General features: G+C 43.6%; 9 protein-coding genes. 3 read left to right on the top strand and 6 right to left on the bottom strand.

Annotated elements, in window-relative coordinates; all coding sequences use genetic code 11:
* Positions 1-12: 12 nt before the first annotated feature.
* From K339_RS0123735 to K339_RS0123725, 3 genes are all read right to left on the bottom strand, one after another.
* Entirely contained in the window at positions 13-696 is a 684-nt protein-coding gene (locus K339_RS0123735) for an MCP four helix bundle domain-containing protein (RefSeq protein WP_028525835.1), read from the bottom strand.
* A gap of 58 nt (positions 697-754) precedes the next feature.
* On the bottom strand, positions 755-1,393 hold the full coding sequence (locus K339_RS0123730) for a DUF1684 domain-containing protein (protein ID WP_028525834.1): 639 nt from the start codon (positions 1,391-1,393) through the stop codon (positions 755-757).
* Between the two features lie 80 nt (positions 1,394-1,473).
* Positions 1,474-2,964 carry a tagaturonate reductase gene (locus K339_RS0123725; protein WP_028525833.1) on the bottom strand — a complete coding sequence of 497 codons (1,491 nt, stop codon included), beginning with the start codon at positions 2,962-2,964 and terminating at the stop codon, positions 1,474-1,476.
* Positions 2,965-3,090: 126 nt separating this feature from the next.
* Here K339_RS0123725 and K339_RS0123720 point away from each other — a divergent pair, with 126 nt between their 5' ends.
* Both K339_RS0123720 and K339_RS0123715 read left to right on the top strand, forming a co-directional pair.
* Positions 3,091-4,272 (top strand): GlmU family protein, encoded by a 1,182-nt coding sequence (locus K339_RS0123720; RefSeq protein ID WP_028525832.1) that lies wholly within the window; start codon positions 3,091-3,093, stop codon positions 4,270-4,272.
* 44 nt (positions 4,273-4,316) lie between these two features.
* Positions 4,317-6,032, top strand: a complete 1,716-nt coding sequence (locus K339_RS0123715) for a hypothetical protein (RefSeq protein ID WP_028525831.1) — start codon at positions 4,317-4,319, stop codon at positions 6,030-6,032.
* A gap of 12 nt (positions 6,033-6,044) precedes the next feature.
* Here K339_RS0123715 and K339_RS0123710 read toward each other — a convergent pair whose 3' ends face one another.
* The 3 genes from K339_RS0123710 to K339_RS0123700 all read right to left on the bottom strand — a co-directional run bounded on the left by K339_RS0123710 (position 6,045) and on the right by K339_RS0123700 (position 11,714).
* The gene (locus K339_RS0123710) at positions 6,045-6,944 is read right to left on the bottom strand and encodes a DMT family transporter (RefSeq protein WP_028525830.1); all 900 of its coding nucleotides are present in this window, start codon (positions 6,942-6,944) and stop codon (positions 6,045-6,047) included.
* Between the two features lie 117 nt (positions 6,945-7,061).
* Entirely contained in the window at positions 7,062-8,486 is a 1,425-nt protein-coding gene (locus K339_RS0123705) for a SusD/RagB family nutrient-binding outer membrane lipoprotein (protein ID WP_028525829.1), read from the bottom strand.
* A 51-nt stretch (positions 8,487-8,537) separates the two neighbouring features.
* On the bottom strand, positions 8,538-11,714 hold the full coding sequence (locus K339_RS0123700; RefSeq protein WP_037301779.1) for a SusC/RagA family TonB-linked outer membrane protein: 3,177 nt from the start codon (positions 11,712-11,714) through the stop codon (positions 8,538-8,540).
* Between the two features lie 410 nt (positions 11,715-12,124).
* Here K339_RS0123700 and K339_RS0123695 point away from each other — a divergent pair, with 410 nt between their 5' ends.
* Positions 12,125-12,760: a DUF1361 domain-containing protein gene (locus tag K339_RS0123695; protein ID WP_028525827.1), complete on the top strand. Its 636-nt coding sequence runs from the start codon at positions 12,125-12,127 to the stop codon at positions 12,758-12,760.
* The last annotated feature ends 67 nt before the right edge of the window (positions 12,761-12,827 follow it).

Raw genomic sequence — 12,827 nt, 5'->3', positions numbered from 1 at the left:
AAAAGTTTTTCCCTAATTCAAATGGAAAGGCTGGGAATCTTGACGAATGATTTTGGAATTTACTACTAACGACACCACGATCGTACCGATAATGATGGTAATGATGATTTGAAGATTTGAAAGCAGATTGCAGTAATACGTTTCTGTGTGCGAATCTTTGATAAGTTTTTGCCCGACTACCGACTGAATTTTGGTCAGTTCACTCAACCGATGAATCGACTGCTGAAACAATTGGCTCCCTTCCGACTGAAAAAGCTGCTTGCCTTCTTCTTGCGCTGCTTGAGCGGCTAATCGTACAATTTTTTGTTCTAACGTCGCATAAGCTTGGGCGTGAGTCTTCAACGCATTTAGCGCTTTCACTTCCTCCTCCACCAACTTTGTTTTCTGAAATTCTACCAATAAGGAATCAATCTTTTGGGTATGAACCGAGAGTTGTTTGCCTAGTTCTTGCCACGAAGTAGCCGCATTTTTTTCTAGCCCTTGTTCCAACAACAAGCGCTTTGAGTATAAATGCTCGCTCAAATACACAATATCGACGGTGGGCACCAATCGATCTTGGTAGATAGACGACAGCGAGTGATCGATGTTATCCAAACTCATGCGCGACACAAAGGCACTCAGCAAAATTACAACCATAATTCCGCCTAGAAGCAACGATGCTTTTACTTTTTGCTGAATAACAAATGACCATTTCATGAGGTGTCGCGTAGATTAGTTTACCAACGAATATAGGAAAAAAAACTGTCTCTTTCCCTTATTCTTGGTGGTAGATTTTTTCGCCTGCTTCTACCCGCACAGGTAGGGTGTTTTCTTTGGGAGGAATGGGGCACGAATATTCGTGATTATACGCGCAGTAAGGATTATAAGCTTTGTTAAAATCAATCGTCAACTTACTATCTTTTACATCGTCAATTTTAAAATCTAAGTAACGTCCACCGCCGTAGGTTTCTTTGGGCGCAGTGGCATCACGAAACAAAATCGACAGCCCTGATTCATGTTTGTAAATCAGCAAACGATACACGTTAAGGTCAGCAGCGGCGCTCTCTCCTGGCAACGTAAATTCCGCAAAACCGTATTTTTCGTATGCTACCGTTGTCCCGTCGGTCATTGGCACATTGACTTTTTTATCAGTAGCGTGGTAAGGCACCACCGTTGCGACTACTTTATAAATAGAGCTCGGAGAGAAATAATTAATACCTTTAAAATCGCCCGTTTTACGAAAAGGAGACTCCTCCGAATCGCGAAAAAACTTGTCTTTGTCTTTGCGCTCTTGCGCCATTTCTGCCGCATAATCCGCTTCCGACACGGTTGTTTCTTCGCCCAAAAATGTGTAGCCAATGACCCCCACAAGAACCGCTACAATCAATCCGATGACAAATTTGTTTTTAAACATACTGGCTTAAAATTAATGAGATAAAGCGACGGCATCGCTCTAAGCGATGCCGTCGCAAGTAACCTTTATAAATGATATTATTACAAAATCGCTTTTTCGAGCGTTGCTTTGACCCCGTTGGTCATCATTTCGGTCAACAGCTCGGTAACAGTTTCGGCAAACCCTGCCAATTTGGTCAGGTTAGTGTCCCAAATTTTGGTATTGCTCAAAACCTCATTTACTAGCGTTCCTACCGTCTCCACAGTCACGCCTTGCCATTGTTCAGAGAAATAGGCCGCTTGGTCGTCGTTGATGAGGTAGAAGCTCTCGCCACGCTGTCCAAAATACTGGTTATTTTCATTCTTAACGGCTTTCATAAAAAGCAAATAAGCCGCAAAACCTAACGCAAAATGCTTAGGTACGCTGCCAAATTGCTTGTAATAACGCTGAATCGTCGCCACGTTGCGGGCGTTCATTTTCGAGGTTTGTTGGAGCGTAATACCAATCAACTTTTGTTGAATGAATGGGTTACGATAACGGCTCAAGATGTCACCAGCAAATACCTTCAATTCCGCTAGTTGATCTTCAAAAGGCAAGGTTGGCACCACTTCATCGTAAATAACACTTTCGTAGTATTTCGACATCGCAGGGTCTTGCATACACTGATACGTAATGTCAAACCCGCTCAAATATCCCAACGGAGCAGAGGCACTGTGGCTTCCGTTAAGAATGCGAAGCTTACGCTCGCGGTAATAGGAAATATCTTCGTCAACAATCACATTGTCAAACAATTGCTCAAACGACAGCACTTTTTTCACGCGGTCGTCGCCCTCAATGGCCCACAAATAATACGGTTCGGCTACGGTCAATAGACTGTCTTCGTACCCAAGTTTTGCCTCCAATTGCGCTTGCGTCGCTGCATCGGGCTTCCCTGGCACAATCCTGTCCACCAATGAGTTACAAAACTTAACATGGTATTTCAACCATTTATTAAACAATTTACCAAGCTCATTATAAGCAGAAAGTTTTTCGACGCATTCACGGAGTTTAAGACCATTGTCGGTAATCAACTCCGTCGGAATTACAACCACGCCTTTGTCTCTTTTTCCACCATACGTGCGGAAGCGTTCGTACAAAAACGCCGTCAATTTGGCAGGAAACGATTGAGGTGGATTTTGAAAAATATTTTCTTCCACGTACTGAATTCCCACTTCGGTCGTGTTCGAGATAATTACTTCGAGGTGCGGATTACGAGCTACTTGCAAAATGCTGCGCCAATTGTCTTGTGCCGATACTACACGGCTAATTGCCCCCACTGTCACAGCCTCGTCGATGGTTTCGCCGTTGCTGTCCACGCCACGCACACACACCGTATATAAACCATCTTGCTCGGCAAAATCGTCGGATAGACCTGCGGTAGATTTCACCACCACAATACGTCCGTTGAAAACGTGTTGTTTATTGGCTTGATCAATCAAATAATCACACAACCCTCTGAGCAACACACCCGTACCAAATTGGAGTACTTTTACGGGCAAGTCAAGGCTATATTGGGTTTCGTTATCAACAATTTGTTTGGTTAATTTAGGCATGGTTCTAAAAGATTGAGCAGTTTGGTAGGTTAAAAATGTTTGTATTGGCAAACCTAATAAATTTTGCGCAAAACTTATCTTTGTGGCTACCAAAGGCTTACAAACTCTAATAGATTTTATTGATTTATGACCAATTTTATTTTGTACGACGACGCGGCCATCCGCCCTCATTTGCTCCCGTTCACCTTCACCCGTCCTGTCTCCGAAGTACGTTGTGGAATTATGACTTTGACCGAAAAATGGGTGCATTACCTTGGTACAACCCCTTCTTTTTTGACCGAACCTTACCTTCAGTATAAATTTCCGCTCATTACCGCCCAAGATAATACCTTCCTCAACGGGGCTGTTTGTGCCACGGCCGCAATCGCCAAAGCCGTTGACAAGCTAGAAGAAGGGCAAGTATTAGTAAGCGCCAGCGGCATGACGATTGCCTACCGCTCGCCGTTTGAAGTCGTAGAGCCGCAGACCGAGCTTTCGGTCATTCCTTTTCCCGAGCCTATTACGGTTATTCAACACATCTGGGATATTTTTGTGGAAAACGGCGCGCAAATCAACGCTGATTTTACAGCCATCACCCACCAGCGAACTTCCCAACCACTAACCGACCCACACACGCATTGTTATGCTCCTGAGCATATTTTCATCGAAGAAGGTGCCAAAGTGCGTGCGGCGATTTTGAACGCTGAAAATGGCCCCATTTACATTGGAAAGAATGCAACTATTTGCGAAGGCAGCGTGGTCATGGGCCCATTTTCATTGGGGGAAAGCGCAACGGTCAACTGGGGAGCAAAAATGCGCATGAACACAACCATTGGGCCTCACTGTAAAGTAGGAGGAGAAATTAGCAACTCTGTTCTTTTTAGTTATAGCAACAAAGGCCACGACGGTTTTTTGGGAAATTCAGTTCTCGGCGAATGGTGTAACTTGGGAGCCAATTGCAACAACTCCAACCTCAAAAACGATTATACCAACGTAAAACTATACAGCTACGCCACACATACCCTCGAAGACACGGGGCGCTTGTTTTGTGGTTTGTTTATGGGCGACTACACCAAAGCGGGCATCAGCACCATGTTCAACACAGGAACAGTCGTAGGGGTCAATGCCAACGTTTTTGGGGCGGGGTTTCAGTCAAAACACATTCCTTCCTTTTCATGGGGAGGCGCTGCCGAAGGCACCACCGAATACCGCCTCGAAAAGGCCATTCAAGTGGCCTACGAAACTGTTAGCAGGCGAAATGTTCCTTTTGGAGAAATAGAACAAGACATTTTAAGAAGTATATTTGAGCAGACTCGACCGCGTTTTTGAGTAAACTATTTTGTAGAGCCATAAAATTTTCGTTCGTTACTACTATGAAATTCCGTTGGTATTTTTTCTTAACCCTAGGGCTATTTTTGTCCATCCAAAACAGTTATGCTCAAACTGACACCTTGGTGGTGCGGGGAAAAATCGAAAACCTCACGGCACGCCTTTATCGACAAGCGTCGGAGGTAGTGGTAGCACTGGTCAATATTTTACAACCCAATCACGAAATCATACGGGCTGCCCCTTTGCAACCCAACGGTAGTTTTGAGCTTAAAATGCCCCTCATTTATCCCAAAGAAGAGTGTTATTTGACTTATAATAACGTCGTGATGCCCTTCTTGGGAAGTAAAGGCATTGTCGAAGTGACGATTTATGCCGATTCTTTGGCCAAAAGTGATATTCCACTCCGCTTTGCAGGAGTCAATGCCGAGGTGAATAATTTGCACGCTCAGTTTTATGTTCAACGCAAAAAGTGGTTGACCGCCAATCCCGCAGCAACCACCAACACCACTGACCCAAGCAAATACTGGCAGCATTTAGATACCGAAAGTAACCGACAAATTGCGTTTTTTCGCGCGCTCCCAGCCTTTACCAAAGCTCCTCCTTTGTTGGAGGAATGGGTAGTTTCTTCGATTGAAAACACCGCCAAAGCGCAATTGTATTCTTTTTTGCAAAAAACCGAACAGCGCGTGCCTAATTCGCTCTGGGTTATTTCTCCCTCCAATGCCGAGCAACGAACAAACCGTATGGGTGCGAACGGAAAGCCCACGGCAACCGTCGCAGACTTAGACCAATCGAGTTTGCTTACCTTTGCTCGGGCTGATTTTTTTCAACAATTCAGTGCCCATGCGCAGCTGATGACTCCAGGTCTTTCTGTATCAACACTGCCTGTTACCAAGGTAGCCTCAATGATTTTGGCGTACGTTCCCGACATCGCTCCCGAAGACAAAACTAAATTACAAGAAATATCGCTGGGTGGCTCGGCCAAAACGCGAGACTTGACAATGCTGAATAACCTTTTCAGCAAAAAACGTGACACCCTCGAATCCATCAATACTTTTGAGCTTGAAAATCGAAAATATAGCTTCTATTTCGGGGACATGGGAGCCGATTATCTCAACGCCACATTTTATGTCAGGCACCTTTACACGGCATCTATTTTTAACAAAAAGGTCTGGTACCAGCACATTCGCCCTACTTTGACTTCACCCTATTACCAAAAATCGCTGGACGAATTGCACCACATCGAGTGCAGCGATAGCACCATCATCCGAGAAGCAAACGACATCGTAGGTTTGCAAACCCAAGGGAATTATGAAGCAGAATTGGGAAATGGCATCACCCTGTATCAAAAAATTTACATGAGCGGACGTGATTTTTGGGAAGAAATCAAAAGAAAAGTACGGGGGAAGCCCACTTATTTACTCTTTTGGACCAACGACGAATACGGAATGCGCGCTCTCGCCGAAGCCCGTCAGTTAGAAGCCTCTTTACCCAAAGGGCAGCTCAATTTTGTCTATTTGGCTGAGTACAAAGAAGGAGCCAACGTGTGGCTTGAAAATGTGGTAAAGAGTAAAACTAGAGGACTACATGGAAAACTGACCCAATACCAAAACGGATTTTTAGAAGCCGAATGGGAAATAACGCAAGCTCCTTGTGCTGTTATTCTGGACGCCCAAGGCAAATACCTCAAGCGCAATGCCCCCCTTCCTAGCGACCGCGAAGAGTGGAGCAAAATTTGGCCAAAGATTTTTAAAAAATAGAAAAGGCAGCGATTATCCTTTAGAAAAACGGCTGTTGAGTATCGGATACAAAATCACTGTTAGCAGGATGACGCCCGTTCCTGCGTAAAAACCTGCGGTCATGCGTTCGTTTAATATAAAATACGCCAGCGCCATGCCATACACGGGTTCTAGGTTGATGGTAAGATTGAGGGTAAAAGGAGACATTTTTTTCAACAAATGCACCCCTGCCGAATACGCATAAACAGTACATACACTGGCCAAAATTCCCAACCAAAGCCAATCCATGCTTTGAGGAACAACCTGTGCTTGTGTAAGGCCGCTCGCCATTCCAATACCTACTAGCCCGAGAAACATCCCCATGGTAGCACCGCCCATTTCGTAAAAAGTAATGACCAAAGCAGGGTGGGTTTTGACAAAACGGCTATTAGCAATGGTAAACAACGCGGCCAGCAAGGACGAAATCAGCGCCAAGCCTAGCCCCCACGATTGGTCAAACTCAAAACGAAAAATCAGGTAAAGCCCCAACATCACCAATAGGCTCATTAAAATCTCCAGCGGGCGCACTTGTTTGCGACTAAACAGTGGCTCTAACAACGCAGTAAACAGCGATGTGGTGGACATTCCCGCCAAACATACCGAAGCACTCGAAACATGCGCTGAGGCAAAAAAAGTCAACCAATGAACGCCCATAATCACGCCTACACCCAGCATTTTGTTGCGGTCTTGGGGTGCTACTTTTTTCCATTCTTTGCGCAAAGTGAGTACCAATGCCAAACCTATGGCCGCCAGAAGCGTCCGAAAAAAAGTCAAACTAACCCGCGACAAATCGGCGTTGATTAATTTTCCCAAAATGGCCGTAAAGCCCCAAATGATGACCAAGAAATGTAGGTGTAAGTAATCGAATAAAGTAGGTTTGGACGAAGTGTTCATTGAGGTCTATATTATGCTCTTAAATAAAAGAAGCTGCCTAAAAGTTCCTCACCTTTGTATCAGGCAAAAAACTTTTTAGGCAGCTCTTGTTGCTTTTTATTGGTACTCGGTCAATGGTTATTTATCCCACCATACACGCGTGTACTGATCGTCTTTACCTTGTCTTGCTACCACTGCGTTGTAGTTGGTTTTATTAAGGGTTGACTCAGTTGCTGGGTAAGCCATTCTACGAGGTATATCTTTTCCTCCATTTAATGGATTAGCGGCTGGTGTTAACACTGGGAATCCAGTACGACGCCATTCGGCCCATGCTTCACTTCCTTGATAAAACAACGTAATCCAACGTTGTACACTAATTTGCTCGATAGCCTTCGCTGACGTATAAGCTACATCTGCCTGCGCAATGTATGCTTTATAATCGGCTTCATTATAAACACCCCACTGCTCTAAAGATGCCTTAATTGCCGCTTCGTACAAATCTTTCGCGTTACCAGTCGTCCATCCTAACGCAGCGGCTTCTGCTTGTGCCAACAACACTTGCGCGTAAGTAATTACGTTAACAGAAGAGTTTTGTTGACGAATTGAAGGTGCCGCCAATGATACATCTTGGGCTTTCCAACTGACAGGAAATACGCCATAAGGTACGCCACGATACTCTCCATTGATGTTTTTCTCGGCCATTGCTGACAAGCGAGGGTCTTTCAACTTTGTTAAAGCATTAACAAAAGTACTACTCACCGCATAATCTTTACGGTTGGTTGTAATGTAGTTGTTGTATAATGGATGTTCGTTGTTTGCTTCCGACAAATAGGCGTATTTCACATTATCTGCATTAGAAGTGATGACCCCATCAGTCAAAGCCGCTGCAAACTCTGCCTTTCCTTTAGCAGGATCTATTTTTGACAAGCGAAGTGCTGCAATTAGGCGCAAAGAGTTGGCGAATTTTTTCCATTTAGCCACATTCCCACTTAGGAGAATATCCCCTACTACCGTCTTGCCAGCATCAAATTGCGATTGGGCTTCTTTCAACTCCTTAAATAAGTCATTGTAAATAGCTTGCTGGGTATCAAAAGCAGGGCTAAAATTATTCACCCCCTTCAATGCCTCAGAATAAGGAATATCTCCCCAACGGTCAGTGATGTACTGCAAAAAATAGGCTTTCAAGATACGCGCAGTTGCAATCTGGTTAGCATTCGAACCATTGGCAGCAGCCGTACTCTTTGTTGCTTCATCTGTATTTAACTTGATGATGTACTGTAAATTACTCAATGGCCCAGTGTAAAACCCATTGTAATCTACCTGTACTGTTTTATAACGAGATTCCTCAATATACGTAACATCACCAAACTGCTGCGCGTACAACGCAGGGATGATACTTGTGGTAGCTCCTCCCACATTTCGTAAAACACCCGTCAATACACTGGCGGTATTGGGATTTGCAGGGCTGTTTGGGCTAACATTCATGTCGCCAAAATCACTACATGAAGTCACAGAAAATAATAATCCTGCCCCAAGAATTGATTTTAAAATTGTATTTTTCATAAAATGATTCTTTTTGAAAATTGTACTGAAGTTCAAACTACTCCCTTGGCATTACAAACCTAAACGGAGATTGATACCAAATGAACGTACAGGAGGCAACTGACCACCTTCCGTCCAGTAGCTCTCCGCTTCTGAAATGTCGATACCACCACCCACAGCACTGTAAATCAATAATGGATTTCGTGCAATCAACGATATATTGACAGACTTAATCGCCTTGCCCAACATCGCTTTAGGGATGCTATAGCCAATTGAAACTTCACGCAGCTTCACAAATGTCTGATCAAAAATCCAGTAATCATGTAATGCAAACAAACGATCTTCGTACAATGCCTGCGTCTCTGCCCGAACAGTATTCGGTGTTTTTCCGTCAGGGCCTACACCATCAATCAAAATACCACCTCCGTCAGCGGCAGCGTCACGTTTTGGTTTCCCTAACTCATTCAGTCCAGCCGTTTCAGCAGCTAAACCTGCATAAGCATTAAACATTTTGGTAACTGAGAAGAATTTTCCGCCCACGATAAAGTCGGTGTTTACTCTCATGTTCCAGTTGCCATAAGTAAAGTTATTTAAGAAACCACCCTTAAATTTCGGCAACACAGAACCTAGCGGTTGATTCAAATCGAACTGATAAAGACCTTTTGCATCCAAAATTGGCTGACCTGCTTCGTTACGACGTATTTTACTTCCTGAGAACAATCCCCATTCTTCACCTTCACGGGCATTGATAGTAAGCCCTCTCCATGACGACCCTAGTTGGTAATTTGTCAAGCCAGGCGCCAACTCTATTACTTTTGAAGTGCTACGGTCAAAGTTCAAATCAGTTTCCCATTGGAATTTATTTCCTTTTACTGGAACAGCGTTGATATGAATTTCCAAACCTTTGGTACGAATCAAACCTGCGTTGATAATCGCATTGCTATAACCACTCGTAGGAGCAACTGCCAAAGGAATAATCTGGTCCTTGTTATTGTTTTGATAAACAGTAAATTCTAAACCGATGCGATTACGGAAGAATTTCAAGTCAATACCTCCTTCGTACGAAGACGATAAGCCTGGTTTCAAGTTTTCGTTAGGTAGCGTAGTAGGTAGGTACATTGTAGGGTTAGAGCCAAAAGGGTTACCAGTACCGTACGTCAACATCGTGTTGTAAGGGCCAATATCTGTACCCACTTGTGCATAACCTCCACGGATTTTACCGTATGATAAGAAACCACTGTTAGGCAACAAATCTGAGAAAACGATGCTTCCCGAAAGCGAAGGGTACAAATAGGAGTTATTGCCTTTAGGTAACGTAGATGACCAGTCATTACGCAAAGACCCTTCCAAGAAGAACATGTTATTGTATCCTAAGCTTACGTTTCCGTACAAACTGTTGACACGACGTTCTCCTTTTGTATTAGAAACACTTGGACGGTCTTTAGACGCCGCGATGTTATAAAAACCAGGCGTAGTAAGCCCTCCTACGGTAGCTTGGATGAAATATTCCGAGAGGTTATAACGAATGTTACCACCTGCGTTGGCAACCACCGAAAGCTTTCCGTAGTTTTTATTAAAACTTAAAAGACCCTCATAGTTATTTTCGCGAGAGTTAAGTACTAAGTTTGAGTACCCTCCTTTACCACCTTCATTCAAAGTACCAGCTGCAATACGCCCTTCTTGGAAGTATTGACGCTGATCACGACGTGCTACCAAAGCTAATTTTAAGTAATCGGTAAATTTGTAGTTAAGGCCAAAGTCACCAAAAATACGCGTATCCCGACGGCTATTGGTGTTGTCATATACTTGAGTATATGGGCTATCCCAATATTTAGGTTTCGCATCTAATGGCCCACCGATATTCCAACTACGGTATGTTCCATCAGCATTCTTATAGTTTTTCAAATCTTCAATGCTCAACTGGCGCTGAAACCATTGGTTAAAAGAACCGATTGTTTGGTTAAATCCATTCAAAATAGCTCCTCCCAACCCTGTTGAGTTGCTACCACCACTTGAACCGTAGTTATCGGCAGGAATATTCACCCCCCTAGTGGCCGAATAATTAACATTCAAATCAGCAGTTAGTCCTTTAAAAACAGTGAGGGAGTTCTTAGCGCTTACAAAATCACGCGTTTGGCTACTGTTAGGAACGATACCATTGTTGATGATGTGCGTATAAGAGATACGCGTTTGGTAATTATCTCCTCCTTTTGAAAAAGAAATGTTAGAGTTGTGACTAACTGGTTTTTCAAAGAAATCACGAACGTTGTTAGGATTAGCTACAAAAGGAGTAAGTTGGCCAAATTCAGGACCAGGCTGCCACGACCATGCCGAACGGTGAGGAGAGCCATCAATTTTTGGCCCCCAACTTTCGTCAGCAGAATAATCCAACATTTTGTGTCCATCAAACGACGACCATGATGCTGGGTGAATAGCAGGATTGAACTTGAAAATTTCCCAATCTTGCGAGTAACCACCACCGTATTCGTTCTGATACTTAGGAAGAAGACCAACCATATCAAGCGTCGTGCTATGATTGATGTCTAAACGAGCTTCACCAGATTTAGCGCGTTTTGTGGTAATCAAAATTACCCCACCTGCCGCGCGGTTTCCATACAAGGCAGTTGCTGCTGGCCCTTTCAATACTGAAAGATTTTCAACATCGTCCATGTTGACAGCATTAATATCGGTTGGTGTTCCATCGACCATATAAAGCGGACTACCACCAGTCAGTGTGTTAACCCCACGCACACGAATATCAGGCGTTCCAAATTTAGCGCCCGATTGTCCGAGTACTTGTACCCCTGCAATTTTACCAGCAAGAGCGTTGGCGACGTTTGCATCACGAGCGGCGGTAAGTTTATCGGCTTTGATTTCTTGCACCGAAGTGTTAATTGCTCGTTTGTCGCGAGAAATACCCAAAGCAGTCACCACTACTTCCTGAAGCTGCGAAACATCAGGAATAAGTTTAATGTCAATCACATTCTGATTACCAACACTTACTTCTTGGTTAGCAAAACCAATAAAACTGAATACTAATTGAGCGCCCTTAGGAACAGATACTTTGTAGCTCCCGTCGCCATCGGTAGTAGCTCCGCGGGTTGTTCCGCGTACCGTTACGCTTACTCCTGGAAGGACCGAACCGTCATCGGCCGTTACTTTGCCCGTAATTGTGCGGTCTTGGGCAAACAACGTTAGGCCACAAAATAGCATAGCCACTGCGGCCAGCAGTGTAAACCTGTGTTTCATACTTGATTTTTTAGTTTAGATTAAGAAATACTACTGGTGGCAAATGTAATAAATTAAAAAAATGTTAGGATAAAAATTAGATTAAAGTTACTCTGCATACATACCAAAACGCCAAATGTACCCACCAAAACCCTACCTTTAACGCTTTTTTTGATGGGGAAAAATCTCCCCAAAGTAGCTTATACTTGTTTTTGACACATAACCCAAAGGTTGTTTTTCGACGACTACATTTTAGTATTTTTTGAATAACCGTTTTTACTACTTCGCCTACATCACGACAAAGATTGAGTTGGCTTTCTCTTTAAAAAAAGACCTAAGTCATAATTCTTAGAAAAATAAAAATCAGCTTACCTATTGACATAAATAGGCATTTTTAATTTACTTTGTATTTCAAAGTACTTTTAATATACATGAAAAACAAAAACCATCTACTCGCTGCGGTATCGCTCATAAGCATTATTTTGCTTTGTGGCCGCGTTACGTTTACCGAAAATTTTGGAGGAATTTTCCTTACGTGGAATCTTTTTCTGGCTTGGGTTCCGTTCGGAATTGCTTGTATTGTAGAAGATTTAGCCCAGCATCGTTTTATCCACCAACGAGGCGTGTTACTGGGAGCAGCAGCTTGGTTGTTGTTTTTTCCCAATGCTCCTTACCTTATCACCGACCTAATTCACCTGAGGGCTTCTCCCGACCATTTGATTTGGTACGACGCTTTGATGAGTTTTTCTTTTGCCTTGGCTGGATTGCTAACGGGCTTTTATTCCGTTCTAAAAATCCATGCACTTTTGGAGGATTATTACAGCCGAATCACAAGTTGGCTGCTGATTGGGGGGAGTTTGGTAGTCGCAAGTTATGGAATCTACTTGGGGAGATTTGGTCGATGGAATAGCTGGCACGTAGCTACTCACCCTCTATCGTTGGTTCGGTATATTGGGAATAACCTACTACACAACCCTGTAGCACTACAACTCACGCTGGCATTTTCCTTCGTGATGTTATCCACCTACGGGGCATTTTGGGTATTGGCACGCTCTAAAGCTGAGTAGCGTATTTGGCGTTATTTGTTGCGGAATCAGGTTTGCTCTTTGTTCATTATCGGGCGGGTTGTGAGCA

This window comes from Runella limosa DSM 17973 (assembly GCF_000482465.1).
Classification (GTDB): domain Bacteria; phylum Bacteroidota; class Bacteroidia; order Cytophagales; family Spirosomataceae; genus Runella; species Runella limosa.
The sequence above is the reverse complement of the archived record's forward strand: the minus strand, read 5'-3'. Positions and strand labels throughout refer to the sequence as shown.